Raw genomic sequence first — 26010 nt, 5'->3', positions numbered from 1 at the left:
AGCCGACGAGCCGAGGGGCCCTAACCGGCGAGCGGGTCGGCCGCCGCCCGCCCGTCCCGGGCCGCCATCCGGGTGCCGACGGCCCAGGCGTGGCGGGTGACGGCCAGCAGGAAGCGGGTGCGCGAGGCGCGGACGGCGTGCAGGGCGGGGCCGTGGTCGACGGCCACGAACAGGGCGCCCGCGAGGGCCAGCAGCAGCCAGGCCAGGTGCGCGAACGGGCGGGCGGGGGGCGGCAGTTCCTCGAAGGACTGCTGCAAGCGGAGGACGTGGAAGGGGATGTGGCGCCGCTCGTCGCGCAGGATCCGGTCGGTGACCTCGCGGGTCAGCGGGTCGGGCAGGCCGTCGCGCACGCTGCGGTAGTACTCGACGGCGATCAGTTCGGCGACCATCAGCATCATCAACTCGGTGCGCAGGCCGAGCAGTCGGCGCACCCGGACGAATATCCCGTCGCTCCAGTGGCCGTCCAGCAGCGGGACGCCGGCCGCGCCGAGCAGTTCGGCGAGCAGCCGCCCGTGGTTGCGCTCCTCGTCGACGAACAGCCGTACCGCCGCCGCGTAGGCGCCGTCCCCGGCCTGGTCGGCCTTGGTCCGCAGGTTGGCGCCGTCGCCGCTCTCGCCGACCTGGAACTTCTGCAGGCTGCGGGCCACCGTCGCGGGCAGTTCGGCGCCCCGCTCCCACCGCGGGTCCGCGGTCCGCTCCCGCCGGGCGCGCTCCGCCTCGAACTCCGCCACCCATTCGCCGAATCCGCTTCCGGGCATGGCTGTGCCCCCGTTCTGGTGCGTGTGCTGGGCCCGCCGCGACCGGGCGACATGCGGGCGTACCGGGATGAACGCCACGGTTCGGTGGCGCACGACCAGTACGCTACCGCACCCCTGAACGCGTTCAAATAGCCGTGGCCCGGATCGGGACGGATCGGAGCGGAGCAGGCGGGCCCGGATCGGGGGCGGGGCGGGTCAGTACACGTCGCGGACGTAGCGCTTCTCCGCCGCCAGGGACTTGACGTAGGCGGCGGCATCCTCGGGGCTGAGGCCGCCGTGGGCGGTGGCGATGTCGCGCAGGGCCTGGTCGACGTCCTTGGCCATCCGGGAGGCGTCGCCGCAGACGTAGAAGTGGGCGCCGTCCTGGAGCCAGGACCACAGGTGGTGGCCGTGCTCGCGCATCCGGTCCTGGACGTAGACCTTGGCGCGCTGGTCGCGGGAGAAGGCGGTGTCGAGGCGGGCCAGGGTGCCGTCGGCGAGGTGGGCGGCGAGTTCCTCCCGGTAGTAGAAGTCGGTGGCCTGGTGCTGCTCGCCGAAGAACAGCCAGTTGGGGGCCCGGTGACCGCGGGCCCGGCGGTCCTCCAGGAAGCCGAGGAAGGGGGCGACGCCGGTGCCGGGGCCGACCATGACCATGGGGGTGGCGGGGTCGGCGGGCGGGCGGAAGTTCGGGGAGCGCTGGAGGTGGACGGGGACGGTGGCGTCCGGGTCGGCGTCGGCGAGGTGGGTGGAGCAGACGCCGCCGCGCGGCTGGCCCTTGAGGCTGTCCCAGCGGACCACGGAGACGGTGAGCGAGACCAGGGCGGGGTCGGTGAGCGGGCTGGAGCAGATCGAGTACTGGCGGGGCTGGAGCCGGCCGAACACCTCGACCCACTCCTGGGCGTCCGCCCGGACGCCGAACTCGGCTGCCACGTCCACGGCTTGGCGTCCCCACGTCCAGCGGGCCAGCGCGTCGGTGTTGTCGGCGCGCAGCAGGGCGCGCAACTCGCGGTCGTCGCGGGTGCGTTCGGCGGTGAAGCGGAGCAGTTTGGGGCTGACCCTGGTGATGTCCAGGTGCCGGGCGAGCGCCTCGCGCAGCGGCAGGTCGCCCTGGCCGCCGACGGTGACGGCGCTGTCGCCGGGCAGCCCGGTGACGGAGAGCCACTCGTCCACCAGGGCAGGCGAGTTGACGGGATGGACGGCGAGCGCGTCGCCGACCGCGTAGTCGAGCGGGAGGCCGAGGGCGGCGGTGTCGAAGGTGAAGCGGCGGACCTCCTTGCCCGAACCGGCCCCGGAGAGCAGCCGGTTGCCGACCAGCCGGGCGGGGGTGGTGGTGCGGCGCGGGGCGGCAGCGGCGGGGGCCGGGGCGGCGGGCGTCGGGGCGGGCGGGGCCGGGGCGGCGGGCGCGGCGTCCCGGCAGAGGGCGGCCAGCACGCTGTCCAGCCAGGTGTCGGCGGTGCTCTCGTAGTCGGGTTCGCAGTCGACGCGGGGGGCGAGGCGGTGGGCGCCGAGTTCGGCGAGCCGGTCGTCGAGGCGGCGGCCGTGGCCGCAGAAGTCCTGGTAGTTGGAGTCGCCGAAGGCGAGGACGGCGTAGCGGCGGCCGTCGAGGCGGGCGGGGTCGGCGGCGGTGAGGGCGTCCCAGAATCCGGCGCCGTTGTCGGGGGCGTCGCCATCGCCGTAGGTGGAGGTGATCAGCAGCAGGTCGGCGTCGCCGGGCAGCGCGGCCGGGTCGGTGTCCGCCATCGCGTGCAGCGCGGCGGGGTGGCCGCCGGCGGTGAGGCGGGCGACGGCGGTGGTGGCGAACTCCTCGGCGGTGCCGGTCTGCGAGGCCCACAGCACGATCAGTTGACGGGTCGTCACCGAGACGACGGACGGCGCGGGTTGGGCGGTGCGTGAGTACAGCCCGGCCAGGGCGCCGTTGACCCACTGGGCGTGCGCCGGGTCGAACGGGGCATCGACCGGGAGCACCGGCACGCCGGGCAGTCCGGTCGGGATGGCGGCCAGGAACCCGGCCAGGTACCGGCGTTCGCCCTCGGAGAGGACCGGCGGGGGCGCGCTGTCCAGCCCGAACACCGCGGCGGAGGACGGGGCGGTGGCGGCGGCCAGGACGGCGTCCGGGGCGGCGACCGGAACGGCGGGCGCGGGGGCGGCGAGGGCGGCGGGCGTCGGGACCTTGGTCAACGAGACGGCGCAGTACTTGAGTTCGGGCTGGAAGGAGAGCGGGTCGACGGCGTCGGAGGTGACCGCGTTGACCGACAGGTACTCGCCGAACAGGTCGTTCCAGTGGAACGGCGCGAAGCAATTCCCGCGCTGCACCAGGTCGGTGACCCTGGCGGGCAGCACGGCCCGGCCGCGCCGGGAGGATACCTCGACGCCGTCGCCCTCGCCGATGCCGAGCGCGGCGGCGTCCTCGGGGTGGATCTCGACGAACGGCGACGGGTTCAGCTTGGCGAGCTTGGCGACCTTGGCGGTCTTGGTGAGGGTGTGCCACTGGTGCGGGAGGCGGCCGGTGTTCAGTACGAACGGGTAGTCGTCGTCCGGGAGTTCGTCCGGGTCGAGGTGCGGGCGGGGGTGGAAGGCGGCCCGGCCGCTGGGGGTGGGGAAGTGCGGGGTGCCGTCGGGGAGCAGGTAGCGGATCGGGTTGCGGTCGGGGCCGTCCGGGTCGGCGGCGGGCCACTGCACGGGGGTGTCGCGCAGCCGCGGGTAGGAGGCTCCGCGTAGGTCCCAGCCGGTGACGGGGTTGTACGCCTGCTTGAGCTCCTCGAAGACCTGCTCGGCGTCGGTGAAGTCGAACCCCTCCGAGTAGCCCATGGCCCGGGCGACTTCGGCGATGATCCGCCAGTCCGGGAGCGCCTCGCCGGGGGCGTCGGCGGCGGGGCGGGCCAGGGTGAGGTTGCGCTCGCTGTTGATCAGCACGCCCTCGGTCTCGGTCCACAGCGCGGCCGGGAGGACGACGTCGGCGTAGGCGTTGGTCTCGGTGTCGGTGAACACGTCCTGGGTGATGACGAGTTCGGCCCGTTCCAGGCCCTCGATGACGGTGCGCCGGTTGCCGACCGAGGCGACCGGGTTGGTGCAGATGATCCAGCACGCCTTGATCTCGCCGTCGGCCATCTTCCGGAACATCTCGACGGTGCCCCGACCGACGCCGTCGGCGCGCAGCGTGCCGGGCGGCAGGTTCCACAGCCCTTCGGTGAACTCCCGGTCGGCGGCGGCCAGGACGGAGCGCTGGCCGGGCAGGCCCGGGCCCATGTAGCCCATCTCGCGGCCGCCCATCGCGTTGGGCTGACCGGTCAGCGAGAACGGGCCGCTGCCGGGGCGGCAGATGGTGCCGGTGGCCAGGTGCAGGTTGACCAGGGCGTTGGTGTTCCAGGTGCCGTGCGTGGACTGGTTCAGGCCCATCGTCCACAGGCTGGTGAACTCCCCCGCCTCGCCGATCAGTTCGGCGGCCCGACGGATGTCGGCCTCGGCGAGGCCGGTGAGCTCGGCGACCTTGGCCGGCGGGTAGTCGGCCAGGAAGTCCGGCATCGCCGCCCAGCCCTCGGTGTGCCGCTCGATGAACGCCGGGTCGGTGTGCCCGTTCGCGTGCAGCAGGTGCAGCAGGCCGTTCAGCAGCGCCAGGTCGGTACCGGGCCTGAGCTGGAGGAACAGGTCGGCCTTGGCGGCGGTGGCGGTGCGCCGGGGGTCGACCACGATCAGCTTGGCGCCCGCCTTGACCCGGTCCATCATCCGCAGGAACAGGATCGGGTGGCAGTCGGCGGCGTTGGAGCCGATCACCAGGAACACGTCGGCCAGGTCGAGGTCCCGGTACGAGCCGGGCGGGCCGTCCGCGCCCAGCGACAGCTTGTAGCCCGTCCCGGCGCTGGCCATGCACAACCGGGAGTTGGACTCGATCTGGTTGGTCCGGACGTACCCCTTGGCGAGCTTGTTGGCCAGGTACTGGGCCTCCAGGCTCATCTGCCCGGACACGTACAGCGCGAACGCGTCCGGCCCGTACTCGTCCACGATCGCCCGCAGCCGCCGCCCGGTGGCGGCGATCGCCTCGGCGACCGGCACCGGCACCTGGTCCTCGCCGCGGACGGTGCGCACCAGGGCGGTGGACAGCCGGCCCGGGGCGGCCAGCATGTCGGCGGTGGTCGCGCCCTTGGTGCACAGCCGGCCGCGGTTCGCCGGGTGGTCCGGGTCGCCGGAGACCTTGCGCACGGTACGGCGGCCGTCCGGGCCGGTGCCGATGTCCAGGAGCAGGCCGCAGCCCACCCCGCAGTAGGAGCAGACCGACCTGACCTGTTCGGTCCCCGGTCGCTGCGGCTTCGCTGCGTCCTGCGCCACCTGTCCGGCCACGGGAGCCCTTCCGTTCGACCTGCACCTGCCTGTGGCGACTGTAGGAAGAGCGCATTTCGCCGCTGTCTCCGCGACGAACGGTCGGCGGTTACACCGACCGCACAGCGGGGTGCGGAGTCCGGTGAGGGGCGGGCGGGGGGGTACGGGTGTGGGGCGCGGGCGCTCAGCCGCTGTGCGGCACCCCCGTGACCAGGGTGCTCTGGCCCCGGAACTCAGCGACCACCGCGCCGGCGGCCGTCCGCACCGTGACGTCGTAGACGCCGTTGCGGCCCGCCAGGGTCCGTTCGACGGCCTCCGCGACCAGCTCGTCGCCGAGCTGCGCCGGGGCCAGGAAGGTGATCTGCGCGCCCTGGGCGAACGCGAGCGGCCCGTAGCTGTCGCAGGCGTAGGCGAACGCGGTGTCGGCGAGCAGGAACACGTACCCGCCGTGCCCGATCCCGTGCGCGTCGGCCATCTCCTCGGTCACCTTCATCCGTGCCACCGCACGCCCTCCGGTCACCTCCCCGAGCACGATGCCCGCCCCGCGGGCGGCCCGGTCGCGTTCGAACATTGCGTCGATCCTGGAACGTCCCACGGCAGATTCCCCCGGTGAGCTGCGCGTTCAGCCGAAGCAGCATTAGACCGATCTGCTGACAGCCTGTCAATGCGGTCCCACCGGGCGCGGGCCGCCCCCAGCGCCGCCGGGTCCGGCCCCACACCGGGACCCGGCGACGGGCGGGCCCGTCCCGACCCGACGGGCAGGGGACGGCGGCTCCGCCGGGCCGTCGGCGGACGTCCCGGCGCTCCCACCCACCGTCGTACCGCCCCACGGAACCGTGCGCACCCGCCCGGCGGCCCCCGCCGCACGGGGGAACGGCTCAGGGACGGTCCGCCAGGTGCGCACGGCCGTCCGGCCATCCTCGCCGAACAGGTTTGCCTTTCGGCTGCGCCCGGTTAACGTCCCACCGGCGGACCGGGCGGGAGCAACGGGCATCGAGACGGGTCGGATCGGGAAGCGTCGAAGCAGGCCGAAGCGGTGGGCCTCGGATCGGCGACAGCCGGTCGGCCCGGCGGCGACGGGCGGCGAAGCGGACGAGGACGGCAGGCCGCAGCCGTAGGTGTCGAGGCGGGCCGGAGCCGGAAGGGTTGAGGCGGGCCAAAGCGGCGAGCCGGGCCACAGCCGCAGGCGCTGAGGCGGGCCAGAACCGCAGCCCGCAGCCGCCGGCACCGAAGCGGGTCGCCAACGGCAGGCCGGGCCAGAGCCGCAAGCGTCGAAGCGGGACGGAGCCGCGAGCGCCGAAGCGGGCGGACCTCGGATCGGCGACAGCCGACCGGCCTGGCGGCGGGCACCGAAGCGGACGAAGACGGCAACCCGAAGCCGCAGGCACCGAGGCAGACCGGAGCCGCAGGCCGGGCCGCAAGCGCAGAAGCGGGCCAGAGCCGCAGGCGTTGAGCCGGGCCGGAGCCGCAAGTGCCGAGGCAGCCCGCAGGCGCAGGTGTTGAGGCGGGGTGGGGCGGTAGGCGTTGGGGTGGGTGGGGGTCAGATCGGGGAGAGTTGGTCGGCTCGGCGGCGGTGGGCGGCGGCGGTCTGGGTGAGTCCGGCGGCCTCCTCGGTGCGGGCCAGTGTGCGCAGCACGTCGGCGGTGGCCTCGTCGTGGCCGATCCGTTCGGCCTCGGTGAGGGCGGCGGTGAGCCGTTCCCTGGCCTCGGTGTGCCGGCCCAGCCCGGACAGCGCCTCGCCGGCCGCGCTGTGCAGCAGGACGCGGCGCGGGTCGGGGCGCTCGCCGGTGCTCAGCCCGATGCCGTGCAGGGCGTGGTCGAGGGCCTGCTGCGGGCGTCCGACGTCGAGGTGGTGCCGGGCGAGGTGCTGGAGGGCGAGCGCCACGGTGTGCGGGTGGTCGGCGGCCAGCGCGATCTGCAGGGCCTGGGCGAGGCCGGCCCCGGCGGCCGCGTGGTCGGCGAGCTCGGAGTGCACGGCGGCCAGGTTGATCAGGGCGATCGCCCGGCCGACCTGGTTGCCCGCCCGGGCGGCGAGCTCGGCGGCGGGGGTGAGGCAGGCGGCGGCCTCGTGCAGGCGGCGGTTGGAGACCAGCACCCAGCCGAGCAGCGCCCGCACCTGGCTCTCGCCGTCCGGGTGTCCGGTCTCCACCGCCGCCTCCAGGGCGAGCTGGAGCTGCGGCACCCAGCCGTCGCGGACCCGGCGCAGGATCAGCGGCCACTGGGTGAGCACCAGCCGCCAGGCCCGCTCGGGGTCGGCGGTGGCGATCACCTCGGCGAGCGTCTCGCGGTGCGCGCCGAGCCACTGCAGGGCATCCTCGACGGTGCCGAACTCGGGGACGGAGCGCGGGCGGCGGCTGGTGGCGGGCGGTTCGCAGCAGGGCCGGCTGCCGGGCTCGGCGCACTGCGCGGCGGCCAGTCCGGCGTACAGGTACTGGTCGGCCAGCCGGGCCCGGGCGGTGCGCTGCTCGGCCCGGTCGGTCTCGGCGGCGAGCTGGCGGGCGTACAGCCAGACCAGGTCGTGCAGGGTGTAGTGCTCGGCGGTGGTCTCGGTGACCAGGTGGGTGGCGGCCAGCTGCTCCAACGCCTCTGCGGCGGTGTGGTGTTCGAGGTCGGCGAGGGCGGCGGCGGTGTGCGCGTCGACCATCGGGCCGGGGTGCAGGCCCAGGGCGCGGAACAACCGGTCGGCGGTGGGCGGGAGTTGCTCACGGGAGATCCGCAGGGCGCTGGTGACGCTGATCTCCTCGGCTGCCAGGTGGCTCAACCGGCGCTGCTCGTGCCGCAGTTGCTCGGCGACGGCGGCCAGGCCGCGGCGCGGGTCGGCGGCGGCCTTGGCGGCGGCGATCCGCAGCGCGAGCGGCAACCCGTCGCACAGGTCGGCGAGTTCGCGGGCGGCCTCGGGCTCGGCGGCGATCCGGGACGGGCCGAGGACGCGGGAGAGCAGGGCCGCGGACTCCGCCGGGCGCAGCACCGACAGCGGGACGGGGCGGGCGAGTTCGGAGGCGACCAGGCCGAGCAGCCGGGTGCGGCCGGTGACCAGCGCGGCCGAGTCGGTGCCGGCCGGCAGCAGCGGGCGGACCTGCTCGGACTCCCGGGCGTTGTCGACCACCACCAGCAATCGGCGCCCGGTGGTGGCCCGCCGGTAGAGCGCGGCGCGGCCGGCCAGGGTGGGCGGCAGGTCCGCCGGGTCGGTGCCCAGGGCGACGAGGAACTCGGCCAGGACGTCGCCGAGTTCGCGGTCGGGACGGTCGCTGAACCCGCCGAGGTCGGCGAACAGCACCCCGTCGGGGAAGCGGCCGCCGTGCCGGTGCGCCCAGTCCAGCGCGAGCGCGGTCTTGCCGACCCCGGCCGGGCCGGTGACCAGGGCGATCGCCCCGTCCGGGCCGGTGCGCAGGGCGTCGCCGAGGGCGGCGAGTTCGGCGGCCCGGCCGTAGAAGCCGCGCGGGGCGCGGGGCAGCAGGTCGACGGCGGCCGGCACCGCGACCGGAACGGCGGACACGGGCCGGGCCGGGCGGCGGCCTCGGCGGTGCGCGCCCGGCGCCCGTCCGGCCCGGGCGCGCTGGGCGGGGATGCTCGGCGCCGCCGCGGCCCGAACGGCCGGTGCCGGAGCCGGTGCCGGAGCCGGGGTGGCGGCCGGTGCCGGTGCCGGGGTGGCGGCCGGTGCCGGTGCCGGGGTGGCGGTGGCGGCCGGTCTGACAACCGGTTCGGCACCCGGCTCGCCGCCCGCACCACCCGTCCCGCCCCCGGAACCTTCCTCGCCCTCGCCGCGCAGGATGCGCTCGTACGCGGCGTTCAGGGCCCGGCCCGGGTCGACGCCGAGGCGGTCGGCCAGGGACTCCCGGGTGCGGTGGTACCAGTCGATGGCGTCGCACTGCCGCCCGGCCCGGAACAGGGCGAGCATCAACGCGGAGACCAGCGACTCGCGCAAGGGGTGGGCGACCGTCTCGGCGCGCAGCAGTTCGGCGGCCCTGGCCGGTTCGCCGAGCCGCTGGAGGTGGTCGGCGAGCGTCTCGACGGCGGCGAGCCGGTTCTCCTCCAGGGTCTGCCGCCAGGCCTCCAGCGGGGTGCTGGCGACGGTGCCGGTCAGGGCGGGGCCGCGCCACAGGCCGAGGGCGCGTTCGAGGGCGTCGACCACCTCGGCGGAGCGCCGCTCGCCCCGGGCCGCGGCGACCAGCGCGTCGAACCGCTCGACGTCGAGCAGCCCTTCGGGCAGGTGCAGGGTGTAGGCGTCGCCCGCGGTGGCGAGCCGGACACCGTGCCGGTCGGCGTGCGCCTCGGCGAGCACCGCGCGCAGCCGGGAGACGTGGCTCTGCACGACGGTGCGGGCGTTCGCGGGCGGCTCGTCCACCCAGAGCGCCTCGGTGAGCTGGGCGACGGACACGGCACGGTTGCGGCGCAGCAGCAGCAGGGCGAGCAGGCTGCGCCGCTTCTCCGGGCCGAGCGGGAGCGCGCCGTCCGCGCCGTCCGCCGCGACCGCCCCGAGCAGCCGGAATCTCACCGTGTACCCCCCATCGTGGTGCCTCGTCCGGTCAGGGAGGTTATCCGGTCGTTATCCGGTGCATGCCACCGGGGCCCTGAACCGGTAAGGCCGGGCGGCTCAGGCATCCCCCTCCGGCGCCCCCGTGCGGTCGGCGACGAACCGGGCCAGCCCGGCGGTGCGGGCGTCGACCTCGGCCTGGACCTTCTGGTCGCGCGACTTCCCCTCCCCCGGCGCGAGTTGACGGACCGTCAGCTCTCGGCTGCGGTCGGACCGGGCGGTGATCCGGTAGTCCCAGTCCTGCCCCGTGCCGGGCCGGGTGGCTAGCCGGACGGTGACCTCGTTCGGCCGGTTGCCCGGCTTGAGGTAGGTCTCCCCCTCGATCGTCCGGATCTGTTCCGCCACCGGGCCGCCGTTCAGGTCGAAGACCCGGCGCAGCGGCAGTTCGGGGCCCTCGCCGGCCACGGTGAGGTGGAGCTGCCCGGTCGCGGACGCCCCGCCCCCCAGCAGCGGGCCGGCGGCGTCCGCGACCTCCGCCATGGCGGCGGTGACCAGTTCGCTGGCCGGGCCGCCGTCCGTCCAGGTGCCGCGGTGGATCTCGTACGGCTCGCGCTCGGGCCAGCCGTCCTGCGCCCCGGCGACCAGGTCGTCCAGCGTGATCGGCCCCTCGGCGCCCTTCCGCGCCGCGTAGTCGACCACCTTCCGCACCTCCTCGGCCTTGAGCGCCGTCCCCTCGGGGGTGCCGAGCAGGTCCCCGAGCAGGGCGGAGGTGCCGGTCGTGGTGCCGCCGGCGAGTTCGACCAGCCGGTGGGCCGCCCTGATCCGGGCGGCGCCGGTGTCGGTGCCCGCGGTGAACTCCCGGTCGGCGAAGGCCCGTCCGAGCCGTGCGGTGCCCATCAGGTGCTCGTACCGGGCGGGCGTGCGGGCGGGGACGGACGGGGTTCCACCGGCCGACGGGTCGGCGGCGTCCGGCGTCAGGGCCCGCTCGACCTCGGAGAGCCGCCACGCCCCTTCGCTCAGGCGCGCTTCGCCGCCCCGGTGCTCCGGGGTGAACGCCAGGTGGTGGTCGCCCGGCACCTCCTTGGCGGTGGTCTCCGCCTTGGGGATGTCGACGGTGAAGGGGACGACGCCCTTCTCGGTGACCCGCTTCCCGTCCCCGTCGAAGAACGTCACGTCGACCTCGGCGTAGCCGGTGTACCGCGCCATGTCGTCGGAGTACTTGGCGTTGGAGATCACCTGGCCCGAGTCGCCGTGCGCGCCGCCGTCCCGCCGGAACCGGGCCGCCCCGCCGACGAGCGCCGGGCTGTTGGAGGTCGGATCGCCGGTGATCCTGGCACCGACCTCGCCCAGGACGCCCGCGTTGTTCGCCGCGTAGTCGTTGCGCACGCCGCCGGAGGAGAGCGTGTTGGCCGGGGCCACGTCGGCCTTCCCGCTCGACCGGTTCTCCAGCGAGACGACCTTCACCCCCACCTCCACGCCCTTCCCGCCGCTGAACGTGACCTTGTTGGTCGGGACGGTCGCCGCCACCTCGGCGCCCTGGCTCGCGCTGCCGAACAGCGCCGAGAGGTGGCTGTGCGTGGTGATCTGCCCGACCTGGGGTTCCATCTTCTGCCAGGTCGACGCGCCGAAGTACTGCGGGCCGCGCAGCCGCACCAGGTCCTGGACGCCGCCGACGTCGCCGAGCCAGCGCAGGACGTCGGTGTCGCGCAGGCCGGTCTGCCAGATCCGCTCCGGCGGGACCTGCACGGTCTCCGCCGCGGGCGGCCGGAGCGAGACGGTCTGCGGCTGCCCGTCGCCGGTGGTGGCCCCGTTGACCGTGCCGGTGGTGGCCGTGCCGGTGGTGGCCCCGTTGACCGTGCCGGTGGTGGCCGTGCCGGTGTCCCCGGCGGCGGGCTTCGGCGTGACCGGCACGGTCTCGCCGGTCTCGACGATGGTCTCGTAGCCGATCACCGCGGTGCGCCGCTGGTGGACCTGGGTGCCCACCACCGGCTTGCGGGTGATGGTGAACTGGAGCTCCGCCTCGCCCCGGTAGGCGCTGCCGTCCGTCTTGGTCTTGGTGGCGGCACCGGCCGCGGTGCTCCGGGTCCGGACGTCCACCTGCTGGTGGCCCCGGCCTCCGGTGCCGGTCAGCCCGCCCGTCACCGAGACGGCGGGCGCGTGCGGCACCGGGACGGAGGCCACCGCGCCGAACACGCCCTGGTGGCTGGTGCCGGTGCCCTCGGTGCCGGCGAAGGTCCGCTGCACGTCGGTACCGGCGTTGAACTCGGTGGTGCCCGAGTCGCCCAGGTGCACCAGCTCGTCGCGGAGGACCGCGCCGATCCGGACGGTGGTCCGCCCGTGCCGCACCACGATCTCGTCGCCGGCCGTCATGCCCTTGAGCCGGGACTGGAGCCTGTCCGGGGTGAGTTCCGCGTCCAGCTTGCGGCGGATGCCCGCCCAGTCGCTGCCGAACGGGTTGCTCTCCAGCCCCGGCCGCGCCTTCCGCCCGCTGCCCGGCAGGCGCAGGCCGCCGGGCTTCCAGCCCGACTCGACCTGGGACAGGATCGACTCGCCGAGCGGCCGGTTGGGCCCCGGCTTCGTCCCGGCGGACCCGCTGGTCGTGCCGTTGGTCGTGCCGTTGGCCGAACTCGCCGGGGCGGTCGCCGGGGCGGTCGGCGCCGGGTCGGGCAGGGCGTGGACGTCGGTGACGATCGCCGACGAGTCCAGGCGCCGGTGCTCCACGAAGCCCTTCGGCTGCTTCGTCGTGACCCGCTGGACCGGGCCCCCCGCCGGCTCGGTGTCCCGCTCCGGGACGGCGACCCGCGCCACCGTGTCCACCTGCCGGGTGACCGTCCCGTGCGGGACGCCCAGCTGGGTGAACTTCACCTCGACGTCGTAGGCCGTGTCGACGTCGAAGAACGCCGCCTTCTCGACGTGCTTGCCGCGGTTCGAGGCCGACCCCACCGTCTCGGTCGCCCGGCCGTAGCTGCGCTCCACCCGGTACGCGTAACCCCCCGGGATGCTGACGAACGGCGCCCTGATGTTGGCCCGACCGCCGCCGGCCACCCGGTCGCGGCCGTCGTGCAGGTTGCCCTGGCCGCTGGACGCCCGGGTGCCGGACTCGAACTCGTACTTGTCCGTGCCGGAGTGGTAGGTGGAGTCCCCCAGCCGGGCCCGGACGGTGATCTCGGCCGACCAGGTCTTGCCGGAGACCGTCTCGGTGATCTTCCCGCCGCGGGTGAGTCGGGAGAGCTGGGTCTTGAGCGCGACCCGGTCGAAGCTCGCGTTGATCCGCTGCTTCACCTCCTCGGACGGCTCGCCGTGCTTCGAGCGCACCGCGGCCTCCACCTCCGAACGCACCTTGTCGGCACCGTTCAGGGTGTGCACCACGTAGGACGCGTTCAGCTCCTTCTGCTCGCGCATCCGGCTCGGCGCCTTGGGGCGGGTGTCCGGCTCGGGCGCGGTGGTGCCGGTGGCCGGGTCCGGCTTCGGCTTCGGCTTCGGCGTGCTGCCGTCCGTGGTGACCGCGTCCGGCTTCGGCGTGCTGCCGTCCGTGGCGGCCGCCGGGTCCGGCTTCGGGGCGGGCCGCTTGAAGTCGACCACGCCGTCCCCGGTGCGGGGCGCCCGGACCTTGACGGTGTCCCGGGCGTCCATGCCCACCTCGGCGCGGACCGGCACCGACACGTCGGCCCGACCGCCGACCGCCTCGCCGGGCCGGCCGACGTGGACGTCCACCACCAGCTCGGTGCCGTAGATGACCTGCGGCGCAGCGTACTTGCCGCTGGCGTACACCCGGTCGGCCTGCCGGCCCTGCCCGCCGGAGCGGCGGCGCTGTTCGGCGGCCGCGGTGGCGGTCAGGTCCAGGCCCGGCGCGCCCTTGACCGGCGCGCCGCCGGCCTGTCCCTGCTCGATGGTCGTGCGCGCCCCCAGCCGACGATCCACGCTGAACGAACCGGTCTCGTTCACCACGTTGAGTTCGGCCTTGCCGTCCTCCCGGCGGTAGGTCATCGTCTCGACCCTGGCGACGGCGGTGACGACCAGCGGCTCCTTGCCCGGAACCTTGATCTCCAGGGGCTCGCCGCGGGTCATCCCGGTCAGCCGGGCGGACAGGTTCGGCTGGCTGAACCCGCGCATCACCTGCTCGCGGACGGTGTCCCACTCCTTGCCGAACTTCGCCCGCCCGGCGGTGTCCAGGGCGGCGCGCAGCTCCTTCGTGCTCTCCAGGTCGCGGACGACGACGGTCTCGCCCAGCCCGCCGGTGTCGTCGCCGCCGCGCCAGACGCTGTCGGGCGGGCTGACGACCTCGTGCAACTGCGGCTCGGTGGAACCCTCCGCCTTCGGCGCGGTGCCCTCCGTCTTCGGGGTGGTGCCCTCCGTCTTCGGGGTGGTGCCCTCCGTCTTCGGCGCGGTGCCCTCCGTCTTCGGCGCGGTGCCCTCGGGCGCGGTCGCGGTCTTCGGGTCGGCCTTCGCCGGCTCCGCCGCGGTGTCCGCGCGGTCGACCAGCAGCCGGACGGACGCCGCGCCCGCGTCGCTCGCCACCGCCTTGCCGTTGAACGACAGGTCGAAGTGGACGGTGCCGTCGTAGACGACGCCCGGCACCTTCGACTTGCTGGTCAGCTGGGAGGTGCGGGCCTCACCGGTGATCGTGATCCGGTCGCGCCCCAGCCGCCCGGCGACGCCCGGCGGGGTGATCAGGCCGGCCCCCGGCTTGACCACGGACGAGAACCCGAGCTGGCCCGCGTGGCCGGTGTTCGCGGCCTTGCTGCGCACCTGCTGCACGCTGGTGCCGATGTTGAACTCGGACTCCTTGGTGGTGCCGACCTGCTTCAACTCCCCGACCCGCGCGGTGATCTCGACCGTGCCGGCCGGGTTGCCGCGCCGGTCGGTCAGCGTGACCGAGACCGGCTCGCCCGCCGTCATGCTCTTCAGGTCGCGCTGGAGCCGGGCGAGGTCGACCTCGGCGAGCACCTTGTCCCGCAGCGCGGGCCAGTGGTCGCCGAACTCCGCCGCGGCCGCCGTCCCGGCCTTCCCGAGCAGCGCCTCCACCGGCGGACGGTCGGGCGACCCGCCGCGCGGCGAGAGGTCGAGCACCACCTCCTGACCGCCGACCCGGCCGTCCCGCAGCCGCTGCGGGGGAACCCGCTGCTCGCTGCTGGCCGTGATCTCCGGGCGCTGCGGGACGGCGACGGTCAGGCCGAGGTCCACCGTCTCGGTGCGCCCGCCGGACTCGTTGCGCACCGGGGTGCCGCGGTGGCTCAGGTCGTCGAAGTCGAGTTCCAGGCGCATCGTCGTCCGGAACAGGTCGGCTTCCTCGTTGGTCTTCGACCGCGCCACCGTGCCGCCGAGGTCCATGGCGACCTCGGCCTGGCCGCGGTCGTGGTAGTAGGCGACGAGCTCCTGCGGCTCCCCGACGCCGCGCGCCTGCCTGGCCCGGGCGCCGACGTTGAACTGCCACGCGGTGTCCCGGCCGGTGCCGATCGCCACGGTGCGGTCGGCGCCGTCCTCGAACTCGATCTTCTTCTGGCCCAGCGCCGTCGACTCGGTGACCCGGCCGCGCAGTTTGACGCTGCCGCTCCAGCCGTTGCCCTCGAACGGGGCCGTCCACGTCTCGCCCCGCGAGAGCGCGCTGAGCATCGGACGCAGCGTCGCCGGACCGAAGTTGGCGTCCGCGAACGCCCGGGCCGCCGCCCGGTCACCCGGCACGGCCCGGGCCAGCACGTCGATGACCTTCTGCCGGACGGCCGTCTCGTGCTCGGTCAGCCCGACCACCAGGTCGGTGCCCGCGATCGGCTTGGGCTTCGACTCCGGCTGCGGTTGCGGCTTCGGCTCCGGTTGCGGCTTCGGCTCCGGTTGCGGCTTCGGCTTCGGCTTCGATTCCGGCTGCGGCTCGGCGGCGGTCTCCTTCTCCTGGTCCGCCGGCTTCGGCTCGGCCTCGGGGGCCTTGGACGGGGGCTGCTGCTGCTCGTCGCCCCCGGGCGCCTTGAGCGGCTGCTGCTGCTCGGGCTCCGGCTGCGGGGCCTTCACCTCCGGCGCCGGGGCGGGCGGGGTGTGGACGGTCGCCGGGGCGACCGGCGGCGGCTCGCTGCCGTCGTAGTGGTTCCCCCGGTGGTAGACCGTCACCGGCGTCCCGCCGGGAGGCCCGAAGACCGCCCGGGTGACGCCGTCGTGGTCGACCACCCGCAGGCGCAGGTCCAGCGCGTGGGCGGCTGCCGCCGGCAGCATCTCGCCCGCGTCCGACCCCCACCGGCCCGCCCAGTCCCGGACGGTGCCGAGCAGGACCTGCCGCTCGCGGGGCGACGGGTCCGGCGAGTTGACGGCGAGGTGGTCGGAGATGATCGCCCGCAGCTGGTCGTCGGGCAGCCCGGCGAACCCGGGCCGGTTCTCGGGCGGGAGGAACTCCAGGAGCTCGCTCTCCCCCAGGTTCGACCGGCTGAGCAGGTGGTTGCGGTAGTTGGCGACGACCTCGGTGGGCCAGTCCTCCGGACGCAGGTGGGCGAAGTGCTGCTCGACGGCGTTCTGCAGGCCCTCCGGGTGGCGCGCGGCCAGCCCGGGCGCGCTGGCTTCGAGCGAGTGGACCAGGCAGAGGCCGTCGCCCCGCACCGGGACCCGCGCCCCGACCGGCGGGAACTCCACCACGGGTTCCGCGAGCGCGGGGGTGGTGTGCGGCTCGGGGGTGGTGTGCGGCTCGGGCGCGGGGGTGATCGGGTGCGACTCGGGCGCGGGGGTGATCGGGTGCGACTCGGGCGCGGTCGTGGTCGTGGTCGGGTGCGGCTCGGCCACCGGCAGTTGCTCGACGGCGTCGTGCCAGACGGTGGACGACCCGTCCTCGGACCGGTCGGACACCGACATCCGCTCGACCGCGTCGTGCCACACGGTGGACGACTCGTCCTCGGACCGGATCGAGGACGTGTCCGAGTCCGTGTCCGAGTCCGTGTCCGCGTCCCGGTCGGCGCGGTGCGAGGTGCCGAAGGTGTCGACGTCCATCGGGTCCGACGGGTGCTCGGACTCGCCGAAGGTGCTGAACCGCTCCATGAACTGCGGGTCGTGCGGCCCGGAGATGTTGTTCTCGTGCGGGTCGGCGACCGAGGCCCAGACCGTCCAGTCGGAACGGTAGTTGTCGGGCATCGCCCCGTTGGCGGTGGTCACCTTGCGGTCGGTCAGGTCGGCCCAGCGCAGCGTGCCGTCCCGGTCGTGGACCAGGGCGACCGCGTGGCCGTGCCCGCTGCCGGGCGCTCCGATGCCGAGCACGGTGGCGAAGGTCCCGGGCCCGCCGGCCTGCACTCGGTCCATCAACTTCTGCACCGCGTCCGGGCCTTGGCCGAACAGGGCGGGGCCGTCGTGCCGCTTCCAGAGCGTGTTGCCGGGGATCGGTTCGACGGTTCCGTGCTCGGTCCGACCGGAGACCCGGGGGCGTCCGAAGTGGGTGTCCCGGTAGGCCTCGACGTTCTCCAGGCAGGCGTTCAGGTCGTTGCCGGACCGGAAGTCCGCCGCGGGAGCGTTCGGTTCCTGGTGCGGATTGACCTTCTGTAGGAGCGAGTTGCTCATCGGCGGGTGCAACTTGGGTGCGCCGCCGAGGTAGTTGACGAGTTCGCCGGTCAACGGGTGCTGCGGGCCGATCCGTTCGTAGCCCCGGTCCGCCATCACCGCCTGGCTGTTCTCGTACTCGGGGGTCCGCCGCCGCTTGGCGTCCGGCTCCTCGACGGGCGCCTCGTCGTCCTCCTCGCGGCCGCGCTTGCGGCCGTGCTCGGTGGTCCCCTGCGGCTGGTCCGCCGCAGGCTGGTCCACCGCAGGCCGGTTCGTCGGCTCCTGCATCGCCGTGTCGCCGTCCCGGTCGACGGGGTGCTGCTCGACCGGCGGAGTGTCCAGCTCCATCGGCTCGGCGGTGGGACTGTGCGGCGGGGTGTCCAGCTCCATCGGCTCGGGACCGTGCTGCTCGACCGACCGGGTCGCCTCCGGCCCGTTCGACACGGGACCGGACTCGGCGCCGGACTCGGGGCCGGACCCGGTGCCGACGGGCGGCCGCGGGACCGTGGGGACGCTGCCGAAGCCGCCGCGGCCGCCGCCGGTGGGGCCGGTGGGGCCGGTGGGCCCGGGCGGCGGGGCCTGGTCGGCCAGGGTCAGGTCGGCCATCCGTCGGCGCAGGGTGGCGCGCCCGGAGCCGGTCTGGGAGTCGCTGTCGCTGTCCTCCTCCCGACGCCGCTTGCGGTTGGCCGCCCCGGGGCCGCCCGGAGCGGCCGTGGCGGCCGGAGCTGCCGTGGCGGGCGGGACGGCGCCGGTGTGCTGCCCCGTGCCCTGCGGGTCGGCATCGGCCATCACCACGTCCTGGTGCGGGTCGGCGTCGGCCATCACCACGTCCTGGTCGGACGCGGGCTGCGGTACCGCCCGGTCGGGCCGGTACAGGCCCTCCGTGCCGAGACGGCTGAGCCGGTCGTCGGACAGCGGGGTGGTGTCGGCCCGAGCCGAGGGGTCGCCGGACGAGGAGACCGGCAGCCGCCCGGTGCCGGGCGTCGTGGTGCCGAGGTCGCTGGCGACGATGTTCACGCTCGCGCCGTGGTCCTTGAGGTTCGACTTCGCGACCTTCTCGCCGAGGTCCAGCTTCTGCTGGAGGTCAGCGTTCTTCTCCTCGGCCTCCTGCCGCTTGGCCTCCACGTCCTCCTGGGTCTTGGGGGCCATGAGGTCGCGCAGCTCCGGCGGCACCAGGCCGTTCGCCTCCAGGCTGCGCACCGCCTGGAGCAGGTCGGCGGTGTGCGGCGCGTACAGCACCTCGGGCGGGAGCTGGTCGTGGGCGACGGCGGTCAGCAGGTCGGGGTCGCGGATGACGTGCGGGTCCAGGAAGTTCTGGATCCACTTGTTGGCCCGCTCGTCGCCGAACCGCAGGTTGGACGCGCTGTTGGACAGTGCGGAGGTCATCTTGACGATCAGCGGGGGCAGTTCGTCGGGGTGGGCGGTCAGCGCCTGCTCGAAGATGCTGGCGGGGTGGTTCTCGCCCTCCCCGGCCCGTGCGAACGCGCCGCCGCGCTGCCGGCCGACCATCTCCAGGTCGGTCACCGCCCAGGCGACCCGTCCGGCCGTGCTCTTGTCGGGGCCGGTCAGGGCCTCCTGCTCCAGCTGATTCACCCGGGCCTCCACCGCGGTGGCGGTGTCCAGGTTCCGCCTGGCGGCATCCAGGGCCTTCTCGGCCTTCCGCGCCTTCTCCTCGGCTTCCTTCAACTCCTTCTCGGCGGCTGCGAGTTGCTTGGCGGCAGCCTTGTCGTTCTTGTCGGCGTCCGCGGCCTTCCCGGCCTTCTCCCGCGCGGCCTCCGCCGCGGCGAGCTCCTGCTCCGCCGTGGCCAGCTTCTTGCTGCTCTCGGTCTCCTCGCGCTGCGATTTGGCCAGTTCGTCCTGCGCGGTCTTGGTGTCCCGGGCGCCCTGCTTGCTCGGCTTGGGCAACTCGCGGAGCCGCTGGGCGATCTCCCCCTTCCGCAGGTCCTTGCGCTCGCTCAGCAGTTCGTCGGCGCGGCGGCCCAGCTCGTCCCCGGTGGCCCGGTCCGGTCGGAACTTCAGGTCGTCGGCGAGCGCGCGCGGCTTGGCCGGGTCCTGTCCGGCCGCTTCGTAGCGGGCCGCCAGGTCGTCCAGGCGGTCGGCCAGTCGCTTGCGGGCGGCTTGGGTGTGCGGGCCGCCGTCCTTCTTGGCCGCGTGCAGGGCGTCGACCGTCTCGCTCAGCACGTGCGGGCCGGTGATGCCGTTGACCAGGGCCAGGTCCTCCAGTGCCTGTTCCCCGACCTTCCGGCGCACCTGCTCGACCGCGGCGCGCACCTCGTCGAGCTGCCGGTCGGAGAGCGGACGGTCGGGGTGCAGCTGGTCGACCACCCGCGCCAGGTCGTTGAGCTGCTGGCGGACGGGCAGGTCGAGGCCGTTGCGGCCGAGTTCGCGTTCGAGGTTCGCCCGGACGTCGGCCGCGGCGCGGGGGCCGTCGATGCCGCTGGTGTCGAACGCGGACGGCAGCCGGTGGTTGCCGTACACGCCCACCAGGTCGGGGTTGCCGTCGGTGATGGCCCGCAGGTCGCGCTTGACCAGCGCCGCTTCCTCCTGGCCGTTGGCGGCCAGCCGCTTGTCGGCCGCCCGGCCGAACTGGTCGTACACCCGGTGCGGGTCGGGCGCCATCGCCTCGACGAAGTCTCCGAACGCGTGCGCGGCGGCCGGGCGGTCCGCCGGGTCCAGCGAACGGGTCTTGAACACGGCCGCCGTCACGTACTTGTGCACCATGTAGTCGGCGATCACGTGGTTGCGGTTGACCATCGCCTCGGCCAGCTGGATCTTGCTGCCGTCCATCCGCTGGACGACCTTCTCGGCGTGCGGCTGCTGCGTCGCCAGGCCGTGGTCGGAGTAGCCGAACGCCGCGTGGTAGCTGTCCTCGAAGTTCTTCCACTTCGCGGCGGACGGAGCGGGCACGCCGTTCTTGAACACCGAGCCGGGCCGCGCCGGGGTGGTCGCCGGGGTGGCCTTCTTCGCCGCCTGCTCCGCCGCCCTCGCCTCCGTCTCCGCCTTCTCCAGGTCGTCCTGGCGCTGCTTCAGGTCGGCGACCCGCTTCTCGTGGACGCTGGAGGACCCGTCCACCGAGTCCTTCTGGTTCTGCTCGGCCTGTTCGAGCAGCTTCCCGTTGCGCTCCTTCTCGGCCTCGATCCACTTGATGCGATCCGGCAGGATCGCCCTCTCGGCGTCCTGCCGCGCCCTGGCGAGGGCGGCCAGTTCGCCGGCCTTCGGTTTCTGCTTCTGCGGCAGCTGGTTGGCCCACTCGTGCTCGAAGATCGCCATCCGGTGGCGCTGTTCCTCGATGCGCTTCCGGGCGGTCTCCAACTGCGCTTTCTGTTCCTGGAGTTCCATCGCCCGCTTGGGCGTCGTCGTGGGGTCGGCCAGTTCGCGGTCGCCGTCCTGCTCCAACAGGTTCAGCTTGTCGAGCATCTCGGGCAGCTTGTCCGCCTGGCGGGAGAGCAGGTCCACGTGCCGGAACTTCTCCTCCCGGTACTGGTCCCGCATCGCGTTGGTGTCGCTGGACGACATCTCGCCCCGCTTGTACTTCTCCAGCGCTTCCCGCTGCTCCCGGAACTCCTGCGACCCGCCGAGGAAGTCGTCGATGGTGTCGAACGTCCTGCGGCCGTCGACCTTGAACGAGGACGCGTCCTCGTCCTCGTCCGCCTGGTCCGAACGGCTGCCGCTCTGACCGTCGCCCTGCGGCGGGTGCGCGGACGAGGAGGCCGTGCCGAAGCCCTCGTCGCCGGGCCGGGTGAAGCCGGAGTAGGTGTCCATGAACTCCGGGTCGTGCGGGCCCGAGATGTTGTTCTCGTGCGGGTCGGCGACCGAGGCCCACACCGTCCAGTCGGAGCGGAAGTTCTCCGGCAGCCCGCCGGTCGCGGGGGCGGTCGTGCGGTCCGACAGGTCGGCCCAGCGCAGCTGCCCGTCCTGGTCGTGGACCAGCGCGACCACGTGGCCGGTGCCCTCCTTGCCCGCGCCGAGCACGGTGGCGAAGCTGCCCGGCCCGCCGGCCCGCACCGTCTCCATCAGCTTCGGGATCGCGGTGGCGCCCTCGCCGAACAGCGCCGGACCGTCGTGCCGCTTCCACAGCGTGCTGCCCGGGTGCTGCTCCACGTCCCCGTGCAGCGTCTGACCGGCGACCCGGGGACGGCCGAAGTGGGTATCCCGGTAGGCCTCCACGTTCTCCATGCAGGCGTTCAGGTCGTCGCCGACCCGGAAGCCCTCGCGCGGGTGGACCGGCGCGGCGTGCGGGTTCACCTTCCCGAGCAGCTCGGGGCTCACCGGCGGGTGCGCCTTCGCCTCGCCGCCGAGGTGGCTCACCAGGTCCTGCGTCAGCGGGTCGTGGGCGCCGACGGCCCGGAAGCCGCGGTCCTGCATCACCGCGTCGCTGTTCTCGTACGAGGGCGTCCGGCGCCGCTTCGGCTCGCGCTCGGAGCCGGGCCGGTCGTCGTCCTCCTCGTCCCGCCCGCGCTTGCGGCTGTCCGACGGGACGGGCTGGTCGGCCTCGTCCTCGTCCCGGCCGCGCTTGCGGCTGCCCGCCGGGGCGGGCTGCGACGCGGTGTCGCCGTCCGCGTGGCGCGGCTGCGGAACGGCCCGGGCGCTCTGGGCTTCCTGGGCGCTCCGGGTGTCCTGCGGGTCCCGGACGTTCTGGGCGTCCCGGACGTTCTGGGCGTCCCGGGGCGGTGCGGTGGCCTCCGTCGGACGGGGCTGCTGGTGTTCGGGCGCACCGGTGCCGTGCGCGGTGGCCGCCGGGGGCTCCGAGCGCACCGGGGCTTCCGAGTGCGCCGCGGGTGCCGGGCGCGACGGGAGCGAGCCGAAGTCCCGCGCCCCGGTGCCGTGTTGGCTGCTCTCGGCGGCGGGAGCGGGCTGCTGCTGGGCCTCCTGGGCCTGCCGGGTGGTGCTCTCGTGCTGCATCACGTCGATCCAGCCCGACTTCCGGAACTCCGAGATCAGGGTCTCGGGAGTCCGGTTCGGATAGGCCGTCAGCGCCTGCTCGGCCAGCTTCCGGATGTGGGTCTCGCTGGAGTCCAGGAACTGCTGGTTCTCCTCGTTCACCCTCCGCAGCTCGGCCGCGGCGGCCTCGACGTCCCCCAGGGTCTTGCCGGGCCGCTGGAGCTCGGCGACGAGGCGCTCCTGGGCTTCGAGCCGCCCGCTCATCTCGTTGACGAACCTCTTCAGCGTCTGGACGGAGGGGTCCCGCGGGTCCAGCCCCTTGGTGAGGCCGTGCGCCGCGTCCTGGAACTGCCCCAACTGCTGCTTCGCCCTGACGTGGTACGGGTCGACCGTCATCTTGACGAGGTTCTCCGGCGTCTGCGCGGTGACCTCGAACGGGACGGTGGACTGCTTGGAGACCCTCGGCGGACTGTGCGGATCGAGGATGTTCGTGTGCGTCTCCTGGCTGACCAGCTCCCAGCCCTGCCCGTTGTGGCGCAGCATGTTGGTCGCCGCCGGCGCGTGGCCGGGCGGCAGCGGCGCCGCGTAGTCGTGCAGTCCGGCCCACTGGGTGACCGTCTTCCCCAGCCGGAAGTCGGCGCCGGCCTGGAGGTTCTCCGGGGCGGAGTACGACTGGTAGTGCCAGGCCGTGAACGTGTCCTCACCGGGTTTGACGGTGGCCACGAACGCGCAGCCGTTCATCGCGTCGGTGAACACCAGCCCCTCGCGCGGGAGGTCCGGGTGCGGGCGCAGCGGGACCTCGGCGTGGCCGATGGTGCTGTCGTCGGCACTGGGACGCTCGCTGGCCTCGTAGGGCACGTACGCGCCCTTCACGTAGTGGCTGTCGTCCTTCAGCGGCGGCAGCCGGGACCCGAGCGGCTCGGGGAAGCGTTCGAGTCCGGGGAAGCTCTCGGGGTGCTCGGCGAAGTGCGCCGCGTACTTCTCCCACGCGGGCACCAGGTGGTAGGAGGGCTTGCCGCCGTGGCCGACGGCCGGGTCCGGCTCCATCGTGAACCAGTGCTTGTCGCTGCTCTTCATCGCGTTGAGAAACGCGATGTCCTGCCCGGGCCGCAACCCGGGCATCCGCTGCTTCACGCCTTCGGAGAAGTCCACCGAGAGCAGGTTGTCCTGGAGGAACCTCGCCGGGTCGTGCATGATCCCGTGCTCCGGCGTGCCCACCGGCGGCAACGGCTCCGGCTCGACGTGCGGGACGACGTCCTCGTGCGGCACGGCGTCCTCGCGCGGCACGGCGTCCTCGTGGTGCGACGGCCGGCCGGTGCCGTCCTCGTGCTCGTCACGGACCTGCGACGACTCGGGGCGACCGGGGTGGCCCGGGGCGTCGTCCGAACGGCGCGGCGCGGACTCGGGAGCGGCCCCGCGACCCTCGCCGGGACGGATGGTGCTCCCGCCGGGCTCGGTGCGGACCGGACCGGTCACCGGGCCCTCCCGGCGACCGCCCTGCTGCGGAACGGCCCCGAACCCCGCCGGGCGGCCGGACGCACCGGTCCCGCCGTGTCCGGCACCGCCCGCGCCACCGGCCATCGCACCGGGCAGGTACCCCCCGCCCGCCATCGGGTTCGGCGTGGTGCTCGACGACGGCGTGGCGTCCGGCACCGTGTCCGGCAACACCTGCCCGGGCACCTGCTCGGGCCCGGCCGGACGCGCCGCAGCCGGAGCGGACGCCGCCCGGGTGCCACCACCGTCCAGATGGGTACCACCGCCACCGGCCAGGTGCGCGGCACCGCCCAGCACACCCGACAGGTTCGGCACCCCGGACTGCTGCGTCGGCGTGGCAGCGGCAGGCTGCTCGGTCGCCCTCGGCGCGGCGTTCTCGTTCGTGGACGCAGGAGTCTCCTGGTGCGGCACCGGGGTCTCGTGCGACTGCGGCACGGACTCCTGACGCGGCGCGGGGGTCTCGTGCGGGGCGGGGGTCTCGTGCGGGGTGGGGGTCTCGTGCGACTGCGCGGCGACGTGCCCGGCGGGCGGCGCGGCCGACTCGTGCGACTGGGCCGGGGGTTGCTGATTCGGCACGGCCGACTCGTGCGGCTGCACGGTCGGTTCCTGGTGCGGCGCGGGCGTCTCGTGCGGCTGCACGGCCACCGGCTCCTGACGCGGCGCAGGGGTCTCGTGCACCTGGGCCGGGGGCTCCTGACGCGGCGCAGGGGTCTCGTGCACCTGGGCCGGGGGCTCCTGACGCGGCGCAGGGGTCTCGTGCAGCGCGGAGGTCTCGTGCGGTGCGGGCATCTCGTGCACCTGCGCTGCGGGCTGCTGGTGCGGCGTGGGGGTCTCGTGCGGCTGCACGGCCGGTTCCTGGTGCGGCGCAGGACTCTCGTGCACCTGGGCCGGGGGCTCCTGGCGCGGCACGGCCGACTCGTGCGGCTGCACGGCCGGTTCCTGGTGCGGCGCAGGACTCTCGTGCGGCTGCACGGCCACCGGCTCCTGACGCGGCGCGGGCGTCTCGTGCACCTGGGCCACCGGCTCCACCCGAGGCGCGGGCGTCTCGTGCACCTGGGCCGCAGGCTCCTGACGCGGCGCGGGCGTCTCGTGCGGCTGCACCGCCACCGGCTCCACCCGAGGCGCAGGCGTCTCGTGCGTCTGGGCCACCGGCTCCACGCGCGGTGCCGCCGTCTCGTGCGGCTGGGCGGTCGTCGGGTGCTCCGAGCGCACCATCGTCGGTTCGGTCTGGGTGCTCGGGGTGGACGTCCGCGTGTCGGTGTGCGGCGCGACGGTCCGCGGGGTCTGCGTCTGCGTCGGCTCGTGGGTGGCCGGGGCGGCCGTCTCGTGCGTGGTCGCCCCGGTCGTGGCACCGGCTGTGGTCCCGGCGCTGCGGTCGGAGCCGAACGGCACCAGGCCGTTCACCTTCGACTCGCCCGCGCCCGTCGTGGCGGAGTGCCCGACGGACGAGCCCGCGCCCAGCGTCGAGCCTGCGGTCGCACCCAGGCCGGACCCGGCCCCGGCGGTCTCCGTCGCCCGGCTGCCGCCCCCGCTCCCGCTTCCGCTTCCGCTTCCGCTCCCGCCGCCGTGCCCGCCGTCACCGGAATCCGTCCCGGACGGCCCGCGGTAGGCGCTGTCGCCGGAGGAGGAAGAGGCGGGCTTGGTGAACGTGGGCGGGCCGTCGTGGCCGGCCGTGTCGGGGAGGTCGAGCTTGGGGGTGTCGACCGGCTTGGGGGCGTTCCCGTGGCTCTTGATCGCGGAGGCGCCCGCGTGCAGGCCCGCGCCCGCACCGCCGGACAGGCCGGAGCCGAGCAGGGACTCACTGTCGACCTTGCCGGTGGTGATCAGCTGGGTGGAGACGTCCGCGCCGACGCCGACGGCCGCACCCGTGGCGACCTTGCCGGCGGTCGAGTTGAGCGCGCTCTCCGCGCCGATCTTCTTGCCGCCCGCGCCGATGCCCTTGCCGATCAGGTGGGCCGAGGCGCCGCCGACCGCGCCGCCGAGCGCGTTGTGGCCGACCTCGCCCATGTCGATGCTCTTGCGGTGGCCCTCCGCCAGCTCGATGCCCTGGGCGAGGACGTTGATGGCGGCCATCTGGGCGGCCTGCTTGACCGCCATCTCCAGGGTCTCCTTGAGCAGTTGCTTCAGGATCTGCTGGACGACCACCCGGCTGGCCCCGATCATCACCGGCACCTGGAGCAGCGAGGCGCCCGCGGTGAACGGGGCCTCGGCCTCGGCGGTGGCCAACTCGAAGGCGAGGATGCCGAGTTGGGCGATGATCTGGATCTTCGCGGTCTCCGCGGAGTTGGCCATCTGCTCCAGCATGTCGCCCATGCCGTTGAGCGAGTCGACGGCGCCGGGCAGCGCACCGGGCTTGTCGGAGCCTTCACCGACCGTGTACTTCTTCTCCCAGTAGTCGGCCAACGCCTCGGCGGCGACGCCCTGTTGACCGTCCAGGGCGCGCTTGAGCGTCGAATCGGCGCTCTGCGCGGCGTCCTTGAGGTTCTCGGCCGCCGTGCGGCAGTGCTCGGCCATGTGGCGGAGCTGGTCCTCGTCGGCTTCGGGCCAGCGGGTGCCGGCCAGCAGCAGCAGGACCCACTGGAGCGGCTCCGGGAGTTCGACGGCCAT

General features: G+C 74.5%; 5 protein-coding genes. All 5 read right to left on the bottom strand.

Translation table 11 applies throughout. The features are described 5' to 3' along the window. Positions 1–20: 20 nt before the first annotated feature. Positions 21–758 carry a ferritin-like domain-containing protein gene (locus tag HUT16_RS28705; RefSeq protein ID WP_176190944.1) on the bottom strand — a complete coding sequence of 246 codons (738 nt, stop codon included), beginning with the start codon at positions 756–758 and terminating at the stop codon, positions 21–23. A gap of 195 nt (positions 759–953) precedes the next feature. After that, positions 954–5072: a bifunctional nitrate reductase/sulfite reductase flavoprotein subunit alpha gene (locus tag HUT16_RS28700; RefSeq protein WP_254898033.1), complete on the bottom strand. Its 4119-nt coding sequence runs from the start codon at positions 5070–5072 to the stop codon at positions 954–956. A gap of 163 nt (positions 5073–5235) precedes the next feature. Beyond that, a complete protein-coding gene (paaI, locus tag HUT16_RS28695; protein WP_176190943.1) occupies positions 5236–5622 on the bottom strand; it encodes a hydroxyphenylacetyl-CoA thioesterase PaaI in 387 nt (128 codons plus the stop codon). 969 nt (positions 5623–6591) lie between these two features. Further along, on the bottom strand, positions 6592–9546 hold the full coding sequence (locus HUT16_RS28690; RefSeq protein ID WP_176190942.1) for a BTAD domain-containing putative transcriptional regulator: 2955 nt from the start codon (positions 9544–9546) through the stop codon (positions 6592–6594). A 99-nt stretch (positions 9547–9645) separates the two neighbouring features. Continuing rightward, positions 9646–26010, bottom strand: a complete 16365-nt coding sequence (locus tag HUT16_RS28685) for a toxin glutamine deamidase domain-containing protein (protein ID WP_176190941.1) — start codon at positions 26008–26010, stop codon at positions 9646–9648.

It is taken from the genome of Kitasatospora sp. NA04385 (assembly GCF_013364235.1).
Classification (GTDB): Bacteria; Actinomycetota; Actinomycetes; order Streptomycetales; family Streptomycetaceae; genus Kitasatospora.
Note: the sequence above shows the minus strand (reverse complement) of the source record. Positions and strands in the feature narration are given on the sequence as shown.